We start from the raw sequence: 21,077 nt of genomic DNA on the forward strand, positions 1-21,077 counted from the left end.
GGTTGTCATGAACAGCTTGCCACCTTGTCCGAAATGCGGCTCCGAATACACCTATGAGGACGGTGCCCTGTATATCTGCCCCGAATGTGCACACGAGTGGGCAGAAGACGTGGCAGTGGAAAGCGCCGAACCACAACGCATCGTGCACGATGCGCACGGCAACGTGCTCAACGACGGTGACTCGGTGACCGTCATCAAGGATCTGAAGGTCAAGGGCTCGTCGTCGGTGGTGAAGGTCGGGACGAAAGTGAAGAATATCCGCCTGGTCGATGGCGACCACGACATCGACTGCAAGATCGATGGCATTGGCGCCATGCAGCTGAAGTCAGGCTTCGTAAAGAAAGCCTGATCACCCGGTCACGAGCGTGGCATCGACCTCGTCTTTCTGGATCTCGAACATCCGCGCATACCAGCCGCCCCTGGCCAGCAGCTCCTGATGCGTGCCCTGCTCGGCAATCCGGCCTTCGAGCATGACGAGGATCTGGTCGCTGTCCATGATCGTCGACAGGCGATGGGCGATGGTGAGCGTGGTGCGCCCCTGTGACAGACGGCGCAGTGCCTGCATCACGCCGCGCTCGGTTTCCACATCGAGGCTCGAGGTGGCCTCGTCGAGCAGCACGATCGGCGCATTCTTGAGGATCGCCCGCGCAATCGCCACGCGCTGGCGCTGCCCGCCCGAGAGCTTGCTGCCGCGCTCGCCGCAGGGCGTGTCGTAACCCTCCGGCAAGCTGGCGATCCAGTCGGCAAGTCCCGCATCACGGGCCGCGGCCTCGATCTGTGCGTCCGTGGCTTCATGACACCCCATGCGGATGTTGTCGCGAATCGTCTCGTTGAAAATGAACGCCCGCTGGGAGACCACGGCAAACCAGTTCTGCAGGTCAGCCAGCGGAAAGTCCGTAATCGGGCGATCACCGATCAGGATCTGGCCGGATTGCGGATCCCACTGCCGGAGCAGCAGGTTCACGACCGTGGACTTGCCGGTGCCGCTGGGCCCGACCAGTGCGACACGCTTGCCCTTCGGCACATCCAGCGTGAAGCCGTCGAAGACCTTCTTCTGCCGGCTCCAGCTGACATCATCGGCGTCGTACTCGAAATGCACATTGCGGAAATGCAGCGAGGGCTCGACCTGGCCGGTTACGGCTGATTTCGCCGTTTCATGCACCGCCGGCGACTGGTCCATCATCGCGAACAGCCGGCGTGCCGCGATCAGCGACACGCGGAAGTCAGTGTAGTTGTTGGCCATGCCGACCGAGGTATAGAAACCGACGATCGACACGGCGATCACGGCCGGCAGATCGGTCAGGGTGGAAATCTCGCCCGCAAGCGCGAGCTCCACACCGCACCAGGCGGCGGCGAGAATACCGATGGTGATGAAGACCTCGGCGAGCGCGCGTTGCGTGGCATCGGCGCCGTAGAGCTTGTCCTGCCCGTCCTGCATCGTCTTGCCGATTTCCCACAGCTGCCGCGCGCGACGCTTCTCGTAACCGAAAGCAACCGTATCGCGTACGCCCTGGATGCTGTCGGCGACAAAGGCATTCACGCCGCCCAGCTGCTCGCGATATTCCACGCCATCGCCACCAAGACGGGCGACGAGCCAGGGCAGACCAAAAGTCGTGGCCAGGTAAAACGGTGTGAGCACCCAAAACAGCATCGGGTGCACGGTGTAGCACCAGGCCAGCAGGATGACCGGCACGAAGATCGCCGCGATCGCCGGGGCAATCGTGTGCGCATAAAAGGGCTCGATGCGCTCGCAGTCGCTCATGACCCGGCTCACGGCATCACCCGACTGCAGCTTGGCAGTGCGCGCCGGCGCCAGCGGCAGCATGGCGTAGTAGAAGCGGTTCCTGAACTCGGCCAGGATCCGGAACGCCACGTAGTGACCGGTGTAGTTCTCCATGTAGGAAACCAGGCCGACCAGCGTACCCACGGCGGCAATCCACTTCACCTGATGCCAGATGACGTCCCAGTTCACGACGCCGGGCTGTGCCGACTCGATATAGATGCCAACACTTGCCGCCGCGATGCCAAGCACCGCTGCCTGCGCGACGATCTTGAGTACACGGGCCACCAGTGAAGTGATCATGATGGTATTGAACGGTGTCATGTAGGTCAGCAGACGACGGATGACCTGCGTATTGCTGGCCTTCCTGTTGCTGCCGGCCAGGGTGCCGGCCGTGGCTTCAATGCTGCTCATGCGACTACCTTCGTGTTCTCGATTTCGCGCTTGGTGCGGATCATGCTCGCGTAGATGCCGTCGTGAGCCAGCAACTCCTGGCGGGTACCGCTTTCCGCAAGCCGGCCGCCATCCAGCACGACGATGCGATCAGCCTGCTCGATGGTGCTGAGCCGGTGCGCGATCATCAGCACCGTCTTGTTCTCCGTCAGCCGCTCTAGTGCGCGATTCAGCAACATCTCGGTCTCGACGTCGATCTGCGAGGTGGGCTCATCGAGCACCACTATCGGTGCGTTCTTCAGAAAAGCGCGGGCGATTGCCAGGCGCTGCGCCTGACCGCCACTGAGCGCTGCACCCTGGTCACCGACCTTGGTATCGAAGCCATCCGGTGTGGACTTGATGAAGTCGTAGAGCTCGGCGGCCTTGGTTGCCTCAATGAGCTCCTGCTCGGTCGCATCGCCCTTCGCAACGCGCAGGTTCTCGGCAATTGTTCCGTAGAACAGGAACGGGTCCTGCGGCACCAGGGCGATCTGCTTGCGGATCCACTCCAGCGACAGCTCCTTCTCCGGTATGCCATCAAACAGGATCGTGCCGGAATCGGGTTCCAGCGTACGCAGAAGCAGGTTTGTCACGGTGGTCTTGCCGGAGCCGCTGCGGCCGATCAGCGCCACGGTTTCGTTCTGGTCCAGGCTGAAGCTCAGGTTCTCGAGCGCCGGTTTCTCGGCACCCGGATAGGTAAATGTCACGTCACGCAATTCGATATGAATTGCCTTGCCGGTGGGCGGCGCGGAAAGTGCGCCTTCGTCACTGCTCACCGGTGCCTTTTCATTCAGGAACTCGATGATCTTTGCGGCGACTTCACGTCCCAGTGCGCCGGCAAAGAAGAACTCGCCGATCAGCAGCAGCGTACGGCTGAATTCCAGACTCAGCAGCACGACGGCAACGACTTCACCCGGCGTCATGTGGCCGCCGGTGTAACGATAAAGCGCCACGCCCATCGCCACGGCGGTGGAGAACAGCGCAAAACCCAACTCGAGAAACACGAACTGCGACTGGGCGACCAGCAGCAACTTCATGGTGGTACGGCGCTGCACCTCGTTGCCCGCCTCCATCTCCTTGCCGCGACGGATCGCCTGGTTGAATGACTTCAGGGTGCTCATGCCCTGGATCGAATCGAGGTACTGCGAGCTGTTGCGGTTCTTGACGACGGCGTTCTGTGCGCTGATTCGACGGAAGCCGCGGGCCGAGGAACCGACAAACAGCGGCGTCAGCGGCACACCCGCCAGCATCCAGAGCCCGACGACCCAGTCAATCCAGAAAATCGCCGAACACAGAAAGACCGGTATCGCGATCGCGACCCAGATCTGGACGAAATAGACGCTGAAGTAGTAGTCGAGGTATTCGACGCCCTCGGTCGCCGTGTTGGCGATCTCGCCGGTACGACGCTTGCCGAGCAGCCCGGGACCAAGCCGCACGACCTGCCGGTAGATCTGGTCACGCACATTGAGCTTTGCCTCGCTCGAGGCGCGGAACTGTCCGGTGCGGAAAAGCCAGGCCAGTGCAGCCTTCAGGAGCACCAGGCCGCACAGCACCCAGAACCACTGCCGCAGCATGTTGCTGCCCTGCCAGGCAGCATCCACTGCCATGCCGAGCACGTAGTACAAGAGGATGGTGGTGGGAATCGTGGCAAGTCCGGCGACCAGCCCTACCTTCACCCACTTGATCGTCGCGGGCGTAATCAGCCTGTCATCGACACCGAGCATTGACCAGACATCCCTTTACGGTAAACGCAGCCACCTTAGACCCTGAACCTTGGTTTAAGGTCAAGGACCGGAACCGGTGGCCTCTTCACTTCCGAACAGCTGTTCCAGCGTCCGAATGAGGTGCCGCGCCTCGACGGGTTTGCGCAGCAGCTGAACACGCGACAACTGGCCCGCATGCCGCAATATCGGCGAGGTATCGCCGCTGAGAACCACCGCGGGCAGATCGCGGCCGGCGGCAAGCCGCAGCCTGTCCAGAACCTGCAGCCCGTTGTCCGGGCCATTGAGATGGAAATCGGTAACGACCAGGTCGATATCCGGACCTTCCCGCGCAAACAGCTTTTCGGCAGCCTCGGCGGTCGCTGCAACCCGCACCGGGTAATCGTTGAGCTTCAGTATCAGCTCCAGCGCACCGCGCACCGCATCGTCATCCTCGATGACAAGTACCGAGGGCTTCAGCAACTCCGCTCCCGCAGCTGCAGACAGGGTTGCCGGCACGACTGCCGTGCGCATACCCGCCTCGACGAGACGATCCTGCGGTATGGCCAGCCTGAATGTCGTGCCCCGGCCGAGCTCCGATTCAACCTCCACGCTGTAGCCGAGCAGGCGACTGATCTGGCGGACGATGTTCAGGCCCAGCCCCGAGCCGCGGCGCCCTGCACCCGGCCGTTCCATGCGGTAATACTCGTCGAAAATCCGTTCGGTCTGATCGGGCGCGATGCCTACGCCGGTATCCGTCACCTCGATGTTCAAGTGCGTTGCGGTGCGTACGGTACGGATGCTTACCCCGCCAACACGCGTGTACTGGAGCGCATTGGTCAGCAGATTCTGGATCAACTGCCGCAGCAGCACCCGGTCGGTATGCAGGAACTCGCCGCCGGCAGTCACCGCCAGTGCCAGGCCACGGGCGGTGGCAATCTGTTCGAATTGCTGCCTGATTTCCGCCAGCAGGTCGCCGATCGACACATCTTCAAGCGTTGGCGTAACCGTTCCCGACTCCAGCTTGCCGATATCCAGGAGGGTATTGAGCAGATCAGCCATCGACTGCAGCGCATGCTGCTGCCGTTCGATGATTTCCGTTGCCGGACCATCGACCTGCCTCCCCAGTGCCGCGGTCAGCAGTTGCAGGGTCTGCAGCGGCTGGCGCAGATCGTGGCTCGCGGTGGCCAGGAAACGGCTCTTGGCCCGGTTGGCGCCATCGGCCTCGAGGCGCGCCGCACGCAGCTCTTCGGTGATCCGCGAACGTTCGCTGATGTCGCGGACCGCCGCGACCACCAGCAGCTTTCCGGCGTCATGAATCGGTGCCAGCCGGATCTCGGTCGGAAACTCGGTACCATCCCGCCGCACAGCAGACAACGCGACCTTTCGTGCGCCCATTTCCCGCGCGGCCGGTGTGGCATTGAAACCCTCACGGTAGCGGGCGTGACCACCCCTCAAACGCTCTGGCACCAGACATTCGATACTGCGGCCGATCAGTTCATTCCGGTCGTAACCGAACAGGGTGGCGACCGCACTATTGGCATAAACGATCAGGCCGGCGGTATCGACCAGGATCAGCGCGTCGGGTGCCTGCTCGACAACCCGCATGGCGATCAAAGGATTAATGCCGTGGTCGGCGGTCATAGGGGTAAGCCCTTAGAGAGCAAAGCGCGAGGCCGGTTTAGGATCGGTCGATCATGGAGACCCACGATCATCAGGTGCGTTCGCCCGGCGCGCAAGTGGACCGCGTGCTTGAGCAGGTGGTGGCCGTCACCTATCGATGCCTGCTGCGCGAACTGGCTTCCGGTTTTGCCCATGAACTCAATCAACCGCTTGCCGCCATTGCTGCTTATGCGGAGGGTGCCGCGACGCTGCTGCGGCGCGACCCCACACAGGTGACCAAGGCCGTCGAGATCGTGGAGGAAATCACCCGCCAGGCCCTGCGGGCCGGCGATGCGATCCAGCGGGTCCGCAGCAATGTTCGCCCTCTTCCGGTTCATCGTGCCGCAGCTGACTGTAATGCGCTCGTACAGGAAATGCTGCCGCTCATCGAACCACTCGCCCAGCACCATAACATCCGGCTCATTGTAAATCTTTCCAGCCCTCTGCCGCAGATCCAGGGCGACGGGCCACGGCTGCAGGGACTTCTGCTGTTCCTGTTTCGCAATGCCGTGGACGCGGTCCTCGACTTGCCTGCGGCCCGGCGACAGGTCACGATCTCGACTTCGAGTGATGCAGCAGCTGTCGAACTCTCGGTGATGGACAATGGTGCCGGCGTACCAGAGGCTGCAGCCCGGGAAATGTTCCTGCCGTTTTTCACGACAAAAGCAGAAGGGACCGGCCTCGGGCTTGCCGTCTGTCGTACCATAGCGGTCGAGCATGGCGGCGAATTGCGCTTCAGCAACCAGCCCGAAGGTGGTGCCAGGTTCTGGGCACGTATTCCACGTATCGATGCCGCACAACGGACCTGATGACCAGCACACCCGAAAAAACGGTCTTTATAGTTGACGATGACGAAGGCGTACGCACTTCGCTGAGCATCCTGCTCGATTCGGTCGGCTATATCCCCGTACCCTTTGCCTCGGCCTGCGACTTCCTCGCCCAGTACGACGCGAACCGTGCCGGCTGCCTGGTGCTCGACATCCGCATGCCGGACATGAGCGGCATGGAACTGCAGCAGGAACTGGCCAAACGGGGCGCATTTCTGCCCGTGATCTTCATCACCGGTCACGGCGATGTGCCGATGGCCGTCCAGGCGATGAAGAACGGTGCCTTCGATTTCCTGCAGAAACCCTTCGGACACCAGGATCTGCTCGACCGGATCGCTCGAGCTCTGGAGTCTGATGCGGAAGCGCGCCAGGTATTGTCCCAGAATGAAGAAATTTTCCGGCGTCATGCGACACTGACTCCGCGCGAAAAAGAAGTAATGACCATGATCGTCAGCGGACAGGCCAACAAGGTAATCGCCCTGGACCTCAATCTCTCTGAACGCACTGTGGAGATCCATCGCGCCCGAGTGATGGACAAGATGGGCACACGGTCTTTGGCGCACCTGGTCCGCATGGCGCTGGTACTGGAAACCCGACCCTGACCAGGAGGCTGCCATGTACATCAATTTCTGGTATCCCATCGTCCGCAGTGAAGACCTCGGGCCAGGGAAACCCGAGAAAGCAATGGTACTCGGGCTCAATTTCGTCGCCTTCCGCGACAGCCAGGGCAAAGCCCATGTCCTGAGCGATACCTGTACACACCGCGGCGCCTCGCTTGGCGGCTCATGGGAACTCGGCGACAAGCCGCGGATCGTCAACGACTGCATCGTGTGCCCGTATCACGGCTGGGAGTTCGGTGCAGACGGCGAGTGCAGGAACATCCCGTCCATCGGCTACGGAAAGAAGGTTCCGCCGCGCGCCAAGGTCGATTCCTACCCGGTCCAGGAAAAGTACGGCATCGTGTTCGCCTTTCTCGGCGATCTGCCGGAGAAGGATCGCCCCCCGCTGCTTGAGGTCGAGGAATATGGCACGGAGGGCTGGCGGGCGAACTCCATCCTGGTGCTGGACGTCGACTACTACTACGAACGCTCCATGGAAAACGGCCTGGATCCGGCGCACAACGAATTCGTGCATCCCACGCATGGCCTGAAGGCCGTAAACCGCGATACCTATCACGTCCGCGAATACGATGTAGCGGATCATCCGCAGGGCTGGGGCCTGTGGTTCGTGCATCGCTTCAATACGCCGGGGCTCACCGACCCTACCTGGAAATCAGTCGACCCGGACAGCCAGGCTCCCGGTGAACTGTTTGCGGGCAGCGGCACGCATGGCCCCAACACGATGGTCACGGAAATCAACATCGGCAGTGGCAAGAAGTTCCGGCAGTACTTCTTTGAGCAGCCGGTTGACCAGGACAGAACCCGGATCTTCTTCCTCAACATGCGCAATTTCATGCTGGGTGCGGAGCACGACGGACCGGTCCATGCCCGCAACAAGGTCATTGCCAAACAGGACATCGAGATCCTTGTCGACGTCTATCCGCCGCGTACACCTACCAGCAATATCAGGGAAGTACTCACGCCCTCCGACAAGGGTGTGGTGACTTACCGCGAGTGGCTGGCAAGGTTCGACGAGCGGGGCTGGCGGATCGACTGGGACGACTTCAGCCGGCGCAACGGCAAGGACACGGGTTTTGCCATTCCGAGTCCGGCACGGCGCACCACTGGCAACTGGGTACTCGAACCGGTACCACTGCTGAAAAACCGCGCCGCGCGCTGAGTTTCCGGCTATGCCGTGAGTTCCTGCAGCGGCGCAATGAAGACCGGCGCAAAGCCGCCGCCCGGTGTGCGGAAATTGGTGGTCTGACCTGCATACAGGCGTGCGGCCAGCAACTGGATACTGCCATCGTAGGCGAAGGCGCGGATATCAAACTTCAGATCGGTCGGGACATCGTCCCGCAGCACCAGGCGCTCGCTCGCTGGCGCAATTTCCTGGGCCACGTAATCGGCAGCGAGGATTTCCGCCCACACCCGCCGGGTGAGCTTGTCGCCACGGTAGGCGGCCTTGCTCCCATAGCCGCGCGCCGGCTTGAAAAACAGCTCGCGACGCCGGCTCCACAGTTCTTCGCTCTGCTCCGCGCTCACGCTGACCGTGCGCGGAATCCCCGGCTTCAGCCCGAGGCGGACCTCGGGCGCGACACCCAGCTCCGCCAGCCTCACCGGATCGCTGAGCAAGCCGAGATTGCGCTTGTCGGCATATAAGGCATGAGCATGGGGGTGCGGCGTCAGCACGACGGCGCCGGCCACATAGGCATCGCGCAGTGCGGCGTGCCGTGGTGCTTCGAGATAAAAATCGACCAGCCGGTTGTAGACCAGGTCGATCTTCAGACCAGCGTGCCACAGGCTGCCGTCGCGCCACTCCAGCGCAGCCGCATCGACAATCACAGCCTCGATGCCATGACTTCTGAACAGCCGCCTGAACAGCTGGAACTCCGGATAGAGAAACTGTGCCGGCGGATCGTCATCGACGATGGCAATGCGGGAGAGCGGTGAGTCGCCACGCTGGAGACTCCAGTCGTGACGAAATGACCCGACGAACGTTTCTTCGATCTGCTGCAGATCCGTGGGCGAACACAGTGCATTGCCCACTTCTGCGCAACAGACCTGCTGCGCGCGCGCGAGCGCGACATTGAGCAATGGCCCGCCGGCATTGGTATTGATTTCGATCAGCTGTGGCCCCTGCGGTCCCAGATGGAAATCAAAGCCCATGAACACGCTGCGCGGACCCGGATCCGTGCGCGCCATCTCCGGCGCACGCTCGAGTACCTCTGCCCGGTAGCCGGGCACGCTCACCACATTCTCGACGGCAGCGATGATCGCCGCCATGCGCTCCAGCTGCTGCTGCGAGATGAACACCGCCGTCGCGGAAAACATGTGCGGGCGGGTCCGGGTAATCTCGGCCGCCAGCCCGGCCAGCGACTCCTCGGACTCGAGCTGCGCCCGCAGCCGGTCGGGGTCGAGCGTGCGACAGGCGCAGGCGCCATTCAGGCTGTTGTCGTAGCGGGTCATCATGCTGAAGGCTCTGGCGGTCTGCAGGGCGCGCTACAAGCGCTGGCCATGCTCACGCGTGGCGTGGAAGCCAACGGTCGGCCAGCGCTCGATCGTCAGCTTCAGGTTGTACTTGTTGGCGGACAGAAAAACCGGGTTGCCGTCCACGTCCGTGGCCAGCGAAAACAGCTCATCCTTCTCGAATTTCTTGCGCGTCGTTTCATCGGGAAAGGTCAGCCAGCGGGCAGTAAAGATGTCGACTTCTTCATAGAGCGCATCGACGTTGTATTCGGCAGAAAGCCGGTGCGCGACGATCTCGAACTGCAGGCGACCGACCGCGCCGAGCAGCATCTGCGCGCCCTGCCTGGCGCTGAAAACCTGGATCGCACCCTCCTCACCCAATTCCTGCAAACCTTTTTGTAACTGCTTGCTTTTCATTGGATCTTTCGGGCGCGCCGAGCGGAACAACTCGGGTGCAAAGTACGGGATACCCTTGTAGGCAAGCGCCTCGCCCGCGGACAGCGTATCGCCGATCTGCAGCTGCCCGTGGTTGTATATGCCGATGATATCGCCCGCCACTGCGCCCTGGCTGGTCACCCTCTCGTTGGCCATGAAGGTCAGCGCATTGCCGAGCTTCATCTCCCGCCCGGTACGCAGATGGCGCGCCTTCATGCCCGGCGTATACCGGCCCGAGCAGATGCGGAAGAAGGCGATGCGGTCGCGGTGTTTCGGGTCCATGTTCGCCTGGATCTTGAACACGAAACCGCTGAAGGCTTCCTCGGCCGGCTGTACGCACCGCGCGCCACCATCGCGTGGCTGTGGCGGCGGCGCCCAGTCGACCAGCGCCTGCAGCACTTCACGAACACCGAAGTTATTGATACCGGAACCGAAGAACACGGGCGACTGCTTACCGGCGAGAAACAGCTCCGGATCGAAAGGCATGCTCGCATCGCGGATCAGGGCCACATCGGCACGCAGGCCGTCGACTTCATCGGGAAACAGCGCATCGAGTTTCGGATTGTCGAGACCCTCGATCAGCTCGACATCGGTACGTTTCTCCCCGCCTGCCGTGAACCGCAACAGGCGGTCCTGCAGCAGGTGATATACGCCGCGAAAAGACTTGCCCATGCCGATCGGCCAGCTGATCGGCGCACATTCGATCTTCAGCGCCGCTTCGATCTCCTCGAGCAGCGCGAGCGGCGCACGCACCTCGCGATCCATCTTGTTGACGAAAGTGATGATCGGCGTGTTGCGCAGACGGCAGACCTCCAGCAGCTTGATGGTCTGTGCCTCGACGCCCTTCGCCGCATCGATGACCATGACCGCTGCATCGACTGCCGTCAGCACGCGATAGGTGTCTTCCGAAAAATCTTCGTGGCCCGGCGTATCCAGCAGGTTGATGGTATTGCCGGCGTATTCGAACTGCATCACCGAACTGGTCACGGAGATTCCGCGCTGTTTTTCCACCTCCATCCAGTCCGATGTCGCATGGCGCGAACTGCGTCTCGCCTTGACCGTACCGGCGAGCTGGATGGCCCCGCCAAACAGCAGCAACTTCTCGGTCAGCGTGGTCTTGCCGGCGTCAGGATGCGAAATGATGGCGAAGGTGCGACGACGCCCGACCTCGCGGGCGAGCGCCGGGGAAGACTCGATGAGCTTGTCGGGGGCTGCCATAAGGGCGCGAAGGATAGCACCCCGACAGCACTTTACCGGGGCCGACGGAAGCGCAGTACCACCTGGTCGGTCTGGCCACGCACGGCCGGGTCGAATACCGGACGACTGCGGTCGTCGGCCGGATTTCGCAACACGTCGCTCTCGCCATCGAGCACGAATCCTGCCGCCTGCAGATCCCGCTTGAGCAGACCCGGATCGATACGATGCAAAGCCGCTGCCGCTTCCGGCAGGGTACCGGGGACTGCTGCATGGTCCACCACGCCCAGCACGGCACCCGGCCGCATGCTGGCAAAAATCACCGACAGCATTTTCGGCCCGTCGATGCGCGGCCAGCCGATTTTTTCATCGACCATATAGATGTCGTGGTAGACATCGGTCATCAGCACCGCGTCAAAGGTGTTGGCCGGCAGGCTGAGTTCGTTGTTCTCGGCGACCAGTTGCTCGACGTTGGCCAGACGACCACCGGCATAGCGCGTCGCTATCTCGTCCCTGGCAAACTGCAGATAGGGCGTGTTGTTGTAGGCCACGACGCGCCCCTCCGGGCCGACCAGATACGACAGGATCTCGGTGTAGTAGCCGCCACCCGAGTACAGGTCGAGCACCGTCATGCCGGGCCCGATACCAAAGAAGCGCAGCACAGCCGCACTCTGGCGCGAGGCGTCACGCGCGCGATCCGCCGCCGGGCGCTGCTCGTTCGCCAGTGCCGACAACACCGCCAGTTCAGCCGGGTCGACTGGCTGCGGCCGCGCACCGGGCGGTTTGACCGCTGCCTCCGACATCAGCGGCGGTTTTGGCTGGGTGGCGGCATCACGCGCCGAGCCGGCCAGTTCGGCAGAACGCTCCGGGTTGAGGACCGGGCCACCTGGCGAGCAGGCCAGCAGGGACAAGGCCATCACCAGACAAAAGATTCGCAGACACATGATGCCGACTCCCGGGTTACGCCCCTGCAGACAATCTACTCGCTTGGCTCGCTGTGTACGACCGGAAACAGCCGTGTGAAATGCACCATAGTGACCGTCATCGCGGCAAGGATCAGCAGCTTGCCGAGATAGAGGGGAAGCGGACCCGCAACACCAGGCGGCACCAGCAGCAGCAACACACCCGGCAACATGCCGGCCAGCAGCCACAGCCAGCGCTGTCTCAGCCACAGTCCGGCACCACAGGCCAGATACATGGCGAATACCAGCCAGCTGACCACCGGAACTGCCGCAGGCTGAACGCCGACCTTGAGCACACCCGGCAGCTGATAAATCAGCATGAGGACGGCGAGAATGCACAGGGCCCCGTGCCCCCAGTCGATCTTTGCCCAGGCAAAACCCACGCGACGACAGAGCGTGGCCAGCGAGAAGAGCGAAAGCGGCAGCGTGAGATGCGCCCATCTCAGCGCCAGGGTACCCAGCCCCCGGGCTGATTCATCCGCACCGCTCCAGAGCCTGAGGCCGGCCGCCAGCAGTTCGATCGGCAGGGCCGCCAGGGGCAGCAGCACGAACAGGATCATTGCCGAGCGGCTCAGTTGCCACTGGAGGAAAGCCCAGAGAGCCAGCGCGAGACCGGCACCGGCCAGCAACAGTACGAGCAGCGAATACATCGCAGACTCCGTGTGGATTGAAGGCCCAGTATCCCTGTGTTGATACGAGCCCGGAAGACCTGAAGCGGAAATCCGCGGCCTGCCGTGGCACAATTCGCGCCCCGGCTCGCCGGGATTCCGCCCTGTTGAGGCCACCAATGCCCGTTTCATCCCCCGCTTTGCCCGCTGATGCCGGCAGCTTTTCTGAACTCGGACTTCCCGAGCCGCTGCTGCGCGCGCTGGCCGATGTCGGCTACGAAACGCCGTCGCCTATCCAGGCGGCCACCATTCCCGCACTGCTCGCCGGCCGCGACATGCTCGGCCAGGCCCAGACCGGCACGGGCAAGACGGCGGCCTTTGCCCTCCCGATCCTCGCGCGGCTGGACCTCAAGCGTTACGGCCCCCAGGCCCTGATACTGACGCCGACCCGCGAACTGGCGATCCAGGTTGCCGAAGCCTTTCACAGCTATGCGCGCCACCTGCCCGGATTCCATGTGCTGCCGATCTATGGCGGCCAGGCCTACGGCCCGCAGCTCGGTGGCCTGCGGCGCGGCGCACATGTCGTGGTCGGCACGCCGGGACGGGTGATCGACCACCTGAACCGCGGCACGCTGGATCTGCGCAACCTCAGCTGCCTCGTGCTCGACGAGGGCGATGAGATGCTGCGCATGGGCTTCATCGATGATGTCGAATCCGTACTCACCAGGTCGCCGCCCGGCCGGCAGATCGCACTGTTCTCGGCAACCATGCCGGCCGAGATCCGCCGCATCGCCAAAAAGCATCTGTCGGACCCCGCCGAGATCACCATCAAGAACAGGACTTCGACCGCAGCCAACACCCGCCAGCGCTACTGGATGGTGAGCGGCATGCAGAAGCTGGATGCCCTCACGCGCATCCTCGAGGTCGAGCCCTTCGACGGCATGATCATCTTTGCGCGCACCAAGATTGCGACCGACGAGCTGGCGCAACGGCTCGAGGCACGCGGTTTTGCAGCCGCGGCCCTGAACGGCGACATGGCGCAGGCTCAACGCGAACGCACCATCGCACGGCTGAAAAGCGGCGACCTGGACATCCTGGTGGCGACCGATGTCGCGGCCCGTGGCCTCGATGTGGACCGCATCAGCCACGTCGTGAACTTCGACATCCCCTACGACACCGAAGCCTATATCCACCGCATCGGCCGCACCGGCCGCGCCGGCCGCAAGGGCGAGGCGATCCTGTTCGTCAGCAATCGCGAGCAGCATCTGCTGCGCTCCATAGAAAGGGCCACCCGGCAACCGATCGAGCCGATGGCACTGCCGAGCGTTTCAGCAGTCAACGACCAGCGCATCATGCGTTTCAAGCAGAAGATCACGGCTGCGCTGGCCAGTCCGCAGGCGGCCACCTACCGGCAGATCATCGAGCAGTACGAAATCGAACACGGCACCCCGGCGCGCGACATCGCCGCAGCGCTTGCCTGTATTGCCCAGGGTGATTCGCCGCTGCTGGTCGCCGAACCGGTGCGCGCGGAACGCGCCCCCAGGCCAGCTCCGCCCGCGCGCCAGAACCGTCCCGAGCGTGCGGCCAGTTCGCCGCTGGAGCGGGCCAGGCGGCCGGATTCGGGTCCGCCTGACAAGCGTGCGCCACGCTCGCAGGCACCGGTCCGGCCGGGCATGGTCCGTTACCGTCTCGCCGTCGGTCATCAGCATGGCGTGAAACCGGGCAATATCGTCGGCGCGATCGCCAACGAGGCCGGACTCGAAAACCAGTACATCGGGCGCGTCGATATCCGCGACGATCATTCCCTGATCGACCTGCCTGAAGGCATGCCGAGGGAAATCCTCAGCCATCTGAAAACCGTCCGGGTCGTCGGTCAGCAGCTGCAGATCCGTCCGGACGGCTCGCCCTTTGCAGGCGGCGCTCCCGAAGGTCGTGACAAGCCGCGCAAAAAAGGCAAACTGGGCAAACCCGTACGAAAAACCTGAAACCACCGTCGCCACAGGACAAAGAGGCTCTTATGCACCACCGTCTATATCTCCCGGCGCTTGCCGCCATATTGCTGCTGTCGGCCTGCGTCAAGAAAGACATCGAGCCGCCAACTCCCGAGGAGTCGGCCGCGAATTTTGAGGCATTCATAACCGCAGCTACGCGCAAGACTGCGGCGGAGCTGACGCCCGAAGAAATGCGCCAGGTCTTCGACCAGTATCAGACCATGGAGATTGCGGCGAACGCCGGCGAGAAGGCCGGTCTGGCGCGCAAACCCGAAGTAGCCGCACAGCTGCGCGTGCTGCGCATGAACGTGCTCAGCGAAGCAGCGATGCGCCAGTATCTGGACGAGCATCCCGTCGTCGATGCCGACCTCAGTGCCGAATACGACCAGCAGGTCGCGGCGGTACCGATGGAGTATTCGGCACGGCACATCCTCGTCGAAGACGAGGCGACCGCCAAGTCAATCATCGCCAAACTCGATGGCGGCGCTGACTTCGCCAAACTCGCCCGGGAAAAGTCGAAGGATTCGTCTGCCGGCAACGGCGGCGATCTGGGCTGGTTTGCACCGCAGACCATGGTCAAGCCCTTTGCCGATGCAGTCGTCGCGCTTGAAAAGGGCAAGTACACGACCACACCCGTCCAGACGCAATTCGGCTGGCATGTGATCCAGCTCGATGACATGCGGAAACCGACCCTGCCGACGCTGACGGAGGTCAAGGATCGCCTGCATGAGATGGTCCAGCGCAAGAAAATCCAGACGTACCTGGAAGAGCTGAAGGCGCAGTCAGGCGTCGACGCGGATGCGGCCTTTGAGGCGATGAAAAAAACCCTCGAGGCCGAAGCGAAGAAGAAGATCAAGGCAATCGCACCTGAATTCGGCGAGCCCCGGCCACCCGCCACGGAAGGCGCAGCGGCGCCTGAGGCGCCGGCGAGCGGCGGCTAGAGAACTGACCGGCACCCGGTCGCAGGCGCGTCAGCCACCGCGTCTGCGACCGGCAACTGCCTGGTCGAGAAATTCCGCAAATACCTCCGGCGACTGGGCGCCGGAAACGGCTTGCTGCTGACCGAAGATCAGAAACGGCACGCCTGACACACCTGCCCGGCGGGCCTCATCGATCAGCGCCCGGACGGCATCCTCGTCGGTATTGCCACGCAGCCGGGCTTCCAGATCCGCGCCATCCATGCCGACTCCCGCGGCGATACGCACCAGCACGGCCGGATCGCCTATATCCTCGGACAGCGTGTGGTGCGCGGCAAACAGGCGCTCGGCCAGCTCATTCTGGTCGATTCCCGGCATCCGGCCTGCCCAGTACATCAACCGGTGCGCGGCAAGCGTGTTTGGCGAACGGGCACCGGGGAGCGTCGCGAAGACCAGCCCGTCGGCAGCCGCAGTCGCGATCATTTTCTCGCCGATGGCCCTGGCCCGCTCCGGGCCGAAGATTTCCGCATAGTGCGCCTGCCGGTCCTTGCCCTCGCGCGGCATATCGGGACTGAGCTGGAACGGCAGCCACGAAATCCCTGCCTCAAGGTCCGGACGCAGGGCCAGCGCGGCTTCAAGCCGCCGCTTGCCGATATAGCACCAGGGGCATACGAAGTCGGAAACGATCTGGATCTGGGCCGGCGTCTGCACGACCGCAGTTTAAGCGCCCGCCGGGGCGATACAAGGCACCCGAACCGACCGGATTGTCGCACCAGCGGTGGCCAGATTCCCTGCAAGCCTTTCCTGATTGCCCTCAGCCACTTAAACTGTCGGGTCACGGGCCGTATTTCATGGCCCGCGGACAGTGATCCCGATGACAATCATGCACAGCCACCAGAACAGTGGCAGGCTCGGCCTGCCTCCAAAACAGGGCCTCTACGACCCGGCCAATGAGCACGACGCCTGCGGGGTCGGCTTTGTCGTGGACATCAAGGGGCGCAAATCGCACCGCATCCTGGAACAGGCCATCCAGGTACTGCGCAATCTGGATCATCGCGGCGCCTGTGGCTGTGAAGTCAACACCGGCGATGGCGCTGGCGTCCTGCTGCAGCTTCCACACCGCTTTCTGCAGAACGTGGCTGAACGCGACGGCTTTACGCTGCCGGCGCCGGGCGAATACGGCAGCGGACTGATCTTCCTGCCGCGCAATGCCAGCAAGCGCCGCAAGCTCGAGCAACGCTTCGAGCAGATCGTGCAGTCAGAGGGCCAGTCGATACTCGGCTGGCGCACCGTACCGACGCACAACAAGGAACTGGGCGAAACCGCCCGGGCATCCGAACCTTTCGTCCGTCAGGTGATCATCGGCCGCGATCCGGCCCTCACCGACGAACTCGCTTTCGAACGCAAGCTCTTCGTGATCCGCAAGCGCGCCTACAGCGAGATCCGCACCTCCACGATCGACGGCGCCGATTTCTGGTATGTGCCCAGCCTGTCCTGCAGGACCATCGTCTACAAGGGCATGCTGCTCACCGAACAGCTCGGCACCTATTTCTCCGACCTCGGCGATCCGGCAGTGGAAACGGCCCTGGCGATGGTGCATTCGCGCTTCAGCACCAACACCTTCCCGAGCTGGGACCGCGCCCACCCCTATCGCTATGTAGCGCACAACGGCGAGATCAACACCCTCCGCGGCAACATCAACTGGATGCATGCGCGCGAGGCGCTGTTCGAATCCGAGTTGTTCGGCGAAGACGTCAGCAAGATCCCGCCGGTCGTCAACCCGAACGGCAGCGACTCGGCGATGTTCGACAATGTGCTTGAACTGCTGGTGCTGGCCGGCCGCTCGCTGCCCCACGCGATCATGATGATGATTCCCGAGCCGTGGTCGAAAAACGCGCAGATGGATGACGCAAAGCGCGCCTTCTACCAGTACCACTCCAGCCTGATGGAGCCCTGGGACGGCCCGGCGTCAATCGCCTTCACGGATGGCAGGAAGATCGGCGCGATCCTCGATCGCAATGGCCTGCGCCCCTCGCGCTACTACGTCACCAGGGATGACATGGTGGTCATGGCCTCCGAGGCCGGCGTCCTGGAAATTCCGCCGGAGAACATCCTGCGCAAGGGCCGTCTGCAGCCCGGCCGGATGTTTCTCGTGGACACCGAGGAAGGCCGAATCGTCGAAGACGAGGAGATCAAGCGGCAGGTCGTCAACGAACGGCCATATCGTCAATGGCTCGACGAGCATCTGGTGCATCTGAACGATCTGCCGGCGGCACCCGAGGTGCCGGTACCCGACCACGACACGCTGCTGCAGCGACAGATCGCCTTCGGATACACCTTCGAGGACCAGCGCATCATCATGACGCCGATGGCGCGCGATGGCGTCGAGGCGATCGGTTCAATGGGCAACGATACCCCGCTCGCCGTACTGTCAGCCAAACCCCGTCTGCTGTTCGACTACTTCAAGCAGCTTTTTGCCCAGGTCACCAACCCGCCGATCGACTGCATCCGCGAAGAACTCATCACGGCATCCGAAGTCTGGCTCGGTTCGGAAGGCAACCTGCTGGAACCGCAGCCGGCCGATTGCCGGCGGCTGGAACTGAATGCCCCGGTGCTCACCAATGAGGAATTCGCCAAGGTGCGGCGGCTCGACCTGCCCGGCCTGCGCGTCGGTGTGCTGTCCAGCCTGTTCCGCGTGGCGCGCGGCGGAAAAGGCCTGAGCGGAGCGGTCGAGGAACTCTGGGCCAATGCGCAGCGCCTGATCGAAACCGAGAACATCAACGTCCTGATCCTCAGCGACCGGGGCGTAAACCGTGACTACGCCGCGATCCCCTCACTGCTGGCGGTGTCCAGCCTGCACCATTACCTGGTGCGCGAAGGTCTGCGCACGCGCGTCAGCCTGGTCATCGAAACGGGCGAAGCCCGCGAGGTGCACCACTTTTCGCTGCTGATCGGCTATGGCGCCAGCGCGATCAACCCGTACCTGGCATTCGAAACGCTCGACGGCATGATCCGCGACGGGCTGCTGGCAAATATCGATCACAAGACCGCGTGCAAGAACTTCGCAAAGGCGGCAACCAAGGGCATCGTCAAGGTGATGTCGAAGATGGGCGTGTCCGCCGTGCAGAGCTATCACGGCGCACAGCTGTTCGAGGCAGTCGGTCTGCGGCAGGACATCATCGACCAGCACTTCACGTGGACGGCATCGCGCATCGGTGGCATCGGCATCAATGTCGTGGCGCGTGAAGCCCTGCAGCGACATCAGGCGGCATTCCCGGAGCGTCAGATCGCCGGTCAGGCACTGCCATCGGGCGGGCAATATCAGTGGCGGGCCGATGGCGAGCAGCACCTGTTCAGCCCCGAGTCCATCCACCGGCTGCAGAAGGCCGTGCGCACCGGCAACTTCGCGATCTACAAGTCCTATGCCCGGCTGATCGACGACCAGTCAACCAGGCTGTCCACGCTGCGCGGACTGCTCGAGTTCAAGCCCGGCAAGGCGATACCGCTGTCGGCCGTCGAGCCGGCCGAGAACATCATGCGGCGCTTCAAGACCGGCGCGATGTCCTACGGGTCGATCAGCAAGGAAGCACACGAGACCCTGGCAATCGCCATGAACCGCATCGGCGGGATGAGCAATACCGGCGAAGGTGGCGAAGACCCGGAGCGCTTTACGCCGATGGCGAACGGCGACTCGAAGAGTTCGGCCATCAAGCAGGTCGCGTCCGGCCGATTCGGCGTAACCAGCAACTACCTGGTCAACGCCAGGGAACTGCAGATCAAGATGGCGCAGGGCGCCAAGCCCGGCGAAGGCGGCCAGTTGCCGGGCAGCAAGGTCTATCCCTGGGTCGCCAAGACGCGGCATACCACTGCCGGCGTCGGGCTGATCTCCCCGCCGCCCCATCACGACATCTATTCGATCGAGGATCTGGCCGAACTGATTCACGATCTGAAGAATGCCAATCGCGATGCGCGCATCAGCGTGAAGCTGGTCGCTGAAGTCGGTGTCGGCACGATTGCGGCCGGCGTCGCGAAGGCACATGCCGACGTCGTGCTGATCAGCGGTTACGACGGTGGTACGGGCGCCTCACCGCAAACTTCGATCACGCATGCCGGACTGCCCTGGGAACTCGGCCTCGCCGAGACGCATCAGACGCTGGTCATGAATAACCTGCGCAGTCGCATTGCAGTGGAAACCGACGGGCAGCTCAAAACCGGTCGTGACGTTGCGATCGCCGCACTGCTCGGCGCTGAGGAGTTCGGCTTTGCCACCGCACCGCTGGTCAGTGTGGGCTGCATCATGATGCGCGTCTGCCACCTTAACACCTGCCCGGTCGGTATTGCCACGCAGGATCCGAAACTGCGCGAGAAATTCACCGGCACGCCAGAACATGTCGTCAACTTCATGCGCTTCATCGCTGAAGACCTGCGCGAACTGATGGCACAGATGGGCTTCAGGACCATCAATGAAATGGTCGGTCGCGTCGATCACCTGGAGCCCAGGAAGGCCATCGAGCACTGGAAGGCCAAGGGCTTTGACTTCACCGACATTCTCTACCAGCCGGATGTCGGCCCGGAAGTTGGACGCTACCGTCAGGACACGCAGGATCACGGCCTCGACAAGTCGCTCGACGTGACCACGCTTCTGGATCTGTGCAAACCCGCCATCGAGAAGGGCGAACCGGTGCGCGGCACGGTTGCCTTGCGCAACGTCAACCGTGTGGTCGGCACAATCACCGGCAGCGAGATCACGAAAAAGTGGGGAGCCAAGGGCCTGCCCGAAGACACCGTCAGCATCACTTTCAATGGTTCTGCCGGCCAGAGTTTCGGTGCATTCATGCCGGCGGGAATGACCTTCATCATCGAAGGCGATGCCAACGATTACTGTGGCAAGGGACTGTCCGGCGGCAAGATCATCGTGCGGCCCCCTGCAAAGTCCACTTTTATTGCCGCGGAAAACATCATCATCGGCAACGTCGCGCTTTACGGCGCGACTGCCGGTGAAGCCTATATCAACGGCATGGCCGGCGAACGCTTCGCGGTACGCAACAGCGGCGTGGACACGGTGGTCGAGGCGGTCGGCGATCATGCCTGCGAGTACATGACCGGCGGACATGTGGTGGTACTCGGACCAACCGGCCGCAACTTCGGTGCCGGGATGTCCGGCGGTATCGCCTATGTGCTCGACGAGAACGGCAGCTTCCCGACCAACATCAACATGCAGATGGTCGAGACCGAGGAGCTGGCAGACCCGGCGGAAATCGCCAGGGTGCGCAAGCTGGTCGAGCAGCATCTGCGCTGGACAGACAGCGAACGCGCGCGTGAAGTACTCGACAACTGGGAGGCGAACGTCAAGCGCTTCGTCAAGGTCATTCCAAAGGACTTCAAGCGCATGCTCGCCTGCATCTCGCGCGCCCACGATCAGGGGCTGACCGGCGACGAGGCAATCATGGTGGCGTTTGAAGAAAACGCTCGCGACCTCTCCCGCGTAGGTGGCAACTGAG

Annotated in this window: 15 protein-coding genes; 7 read left to right on the top strand and 8 right to left on the bottom strand. The window is 62.9% G+C overall.

Translation table 11 applies throughout. The annotated features are described in order from the left end of the window. Positions 1-7 precede the first annotated feature (7 nt). Positions 8-349, top strand: coding sequence for an alkylphosphonate utilization protein (locus H6979_04905; GenBank protein MCP5139173.1), 342 nt, complete (start codon positions 8-10; stop codon positions 347-349). Here H6979_04905 and H6979_04910 read toward each other — a convergent pair whose 3' ends face one another. Genes H6979_04910 through H6979_04920 form a run of 3 tightly spaced genes read right to left on the bottom strand, consistent with a single transcriptional unit; the run spans position 350 to position 5,556 of the window. Further along, entirely contained in the window at positions 350-2,194 is a 1,845-nt protein-coding gene (locus H6979_04910; GenBank protein MCP5139174.1) for an ABC transporter ATP-binding protein, read from the bottom strand. It abuts the gene before it with no gap. Further along, on the bottom strand, positions 2,191-3,936 hold the full coding sequence (locus H6979_04915; GenBank protein MCP5139175.1) for an ABC transporter ATP-binding protein: 1,746 nt from the start codon (positions 3,934-3,936) through the stop codon (positions 2,191-2,193). The genes H6979_04910 and H6979_04915 overlap by 4 nt, the downstream gene beginning before the upstream one ends. Before the next feature lie 60 nt (positions 3,937-3,996). Next, entirely contained in the window at positions 3,997-5,556 is a 1,560-nt protein-coding gene (locus H6979_04920; GenBank protein MCP5139176.1) for a PAS domain S-box protein, read from the bottom strand. 53 nt (positions 5,557-5,609) lie between these two features. Here H6979_04920 and H6979_04925 point away from each other — a divergent pair, with 53 nt between their 5' ends. Genes H6979_04925 through H6979_04935 form a run of 3 tightly spaced genes read left to right on the top strand, consistent with a single transcriptional unit; the run spans position 5,610 to position 8,180 of the window. Further along, the gene (locus tag H6979_04925) at positions 5,610-6,383 is read left to right on the top strand and encodes a sensor histidine kinase (protein MCP5139177.1); all 774 of its coding nucleotides are present in this window, start codon (positions 5,610-5,612) and stop codon (positions 6,381-6,383) included. After that, positions 6,383-7,003 carry a response regulator transcription factor gene (locus H6979_04930; protein MCP5139178.1) on the top strand — a complete coding sequence of 207 codons (621 nt, stop codon included), beginning with the start codon at positions 6,383-6,385 and terminating at the stop codon, positions 7,001-7,003. Before H6979_04925 ends, H6979_04930 begins: the two co-directional genes overlap by 1 nt. A 13-nt stretch (positions 7,004-7,016) precedes the next feature. Further along, a complete protein-coding gene (locus H6979_04935) occupies positions 7,017-8,180 on the top strand; it encodes an aromatic ring-hydroxylating dioxygenase subunit alpha (GenBank protein MCP5139179.1) in 1,164 nt (387 codons plus the stop codon). An 8-nt stretch (positions 8,181-8,188) separates the two neighbouring features. On the opposite strand, the gene H6979_04940 is transcribed toward H6979_04935, so the two are convergent. Genes H6979_04940 through H6979_04955 form a run of 4 tightly spaced genes read right to left on the bottom strand, consistent with a single transcriptional unit; the run spans position 8,189 to position 12,710 of the window. Beyond that, the gene (locus H6979_04940) at positions 8,189-9,472 is read right to left on the bottom strand and encodes a hypothetical protein (protein MCP5139180.1); all 1,284 of its coding nucleotides are present in this window, start codon (positions 9,470-9,472) and stop codon (positions 8,189-8,191) included. Positions 9,473-9,502: 30 nt separating this feature from the next. Next, positions 9,503-11,122 (bottom strand): peptide chain release factor 3, encoded by a 1,620-nt coding sequence (locus H6979_04945; GenBank protein MCP5139181.1) that lies wholly within the window; start codon positions 11,120-11,122, stop codon positions 9,503-9,505. A 32-nt stretch (positions 11,123-11,154) separates the two neighbouring features. Then, a complete protein-coding gene (locus H6979_04950; protein MCP5139182.1) occupies positions 11,155-12,042 on the bottom strand; it encodes a class I SAM-dependent methyltransferase in 888 nt (295 codons plus the stop codon). 35 nt (positions 12,043-12,077) lie between these two features. Then, positions 12,078-12,710 carry a hypothetical protein gene (locus H6979_04955; protein ID MCP5139183.1) on the bottom strand — a complete coding sequence of 211 codons (633 nt, stop codon included), beginning with the start codon at positions 12,708-12,710 and terminating at the stop codon, positions 12,078-12,080. 137 nt (positions 12,711-12,847) lie between these two features. On the opposite strand from H6979_04955, the gene H6979_04960 reads away from it, so the two are divergent. Then, complete coding sequence (locus tag H6979_04960) at positions 12,848-14,653, top strand: DEAD/DEAH box helicase (GenBank protein MCP5139184.1); 1,806 nt, start codon at positions 12,848-12,850, stop codon at positions 14,651-14,653. 32 nt (positions 14,654-14,685) lie between these two features. Next, entirely contained in the window at positions 14,686-15,600 is a 915-nt protein-coding gene (locus tag H6979_04965; protein MCP5139185.1) for a peptidylprolyl isomerase, read from the top strand. A gap of 30 nt (positions 15,601-15,630) precedes the next feature. Here H6979_04965 and H6979_04970 read toward each other — a convergent pair whose 3' ends face one another. After that, complete coding sequence (locus H6979_04970; protein ID MCP5139186.1) at positions 15,631-16,287, bottom strand: DsbA family oxidoreductase; 657 nt, start codon at positions 16,285-16,287, stop codon at positions 15,631-15,633. Between the two features lie 163 nt (positions 16,288-16,450). Between H6979_04970 and gltB the strand changes: the two genes are divergently transcribed. Next, positions 16,451-21,076: a glutamate synthase large subunit gene (gene gltB / locus H6979_04975; GenBank protein MCP5139187.1), complete on the top strand. Its 4,626-nt coding sequence runs from the start codon at positions 16,451-16,453 to the stop codon at positions 21,074-21,076. The last annotated feature ends 1 nt before the right edge of the window (position 21,077 follow it).

This window comes from Chromatiales bacterium (assembly GCA_024234935.1).
Taxonomy (GTDB): Bacteria; Pseudomonadota; Gammaproteobacteria; order Steroidobacterales.

Excerpts from the sequence above, each read along its gene's own strand:
- H6979_04905 (MCP5139173.1), top strand. The coding sequence starts at position 8 with ATGAACAGCTTGCCACCTTGTCCGAAATGCGGCTCCGAATACACCTAT.
- H6979_04910 (MCP5139174.1), bottom strand. The coding sequence starts at position 2,194 with ATGAGCAGCATTGAAGCCACGGCCGGCACCCTGGCCGGCAGCAACAGG.
- H6979_04915 (MCP5139175.1), bottom strand. The coding sequence starts at position 3,936 with ATGCTCGGTGTCGATGACAGGCTGATTACGCCCGCGACGATCAAGTGG.
- H6979_04920 (MCP5139176.1), bottom strand. The coding sequence starts at position 5,556 with ATGACCGCCGACCACGGCATTAATCCTTTGATCGCCATGCGGGTTGTC.
- H6979_04925 (MCP5139177.1), top strand. The coding sequence starts at position 5,610 with ATGGAGACCCACGATCATCAGGTGCGTTCGCCCGGCGCGCAAGTGGAC.
- H6979_04930 (MCP5139178.1), top strand. The coding sequence starts at position 6,383 with ATGACCAGCACACCCGAAAAAACGGTCTTTATAGTTGACGATGACGAA.
- H6979_04935 (MCP5139179.1), top strand. The coding sequence starts at position 7,017 with ATGTACATCAATTTCTGGTATCCCATCGTCCGCAGTGAAGACCTCGGG.
- H6979_04940 (MCP5139180.1), bottom strand. The coding sequence starts at position 9,472 with ATGATGACCCGCTACGACAACAGCCTGAATGGCGCCTGCGCCTGTCGC.
- H6979_04945 (MCP5139181.1), bottom strand. The coding sequence starts at position 11,122 with ATGGCAGCCCCCGACAAGCTCATCGAGTCTTCCCCGGCGCTCGCCCGC.
- H6979_04950 (MCP5139182.1), bottom strand. The coding sequence starts at position 12,042 with ATGTGTCTGCGAATCTTTTGTCTGGTGATGGCCTTGTCCCTGCTGGCC.
- H6979_04955 (MCP5139183.1), bottom strand. The coding sequence starts at position 12,710 with ATGTATTCGCTGCTCGTACTGTTGCTGGCCGGTGCCGGTCTCGCGCTG.
- H6979_04960 (MCP5139184.1), top strand. The coding sequence starts at position 12,848 with ATGCCCGTTTCATCCCCCGCTTTGCCCGCTGATGCCGGCAGCTTTTCT.
- H6979_04965 (MCP5139185.1), top strand. The coding sequence starts at position 14,686 with ATGCACCACCGTCTATATCTCCCGGCGCTTGCCGCCATATTGCTGCTG.
- gltB (MCP5139187.1), top strand. The coding sequence starts at position 16,451 with ATGACAATCATGCACAGCCACCAGAACAGTGGCAGGCTCGGCCTGCCT.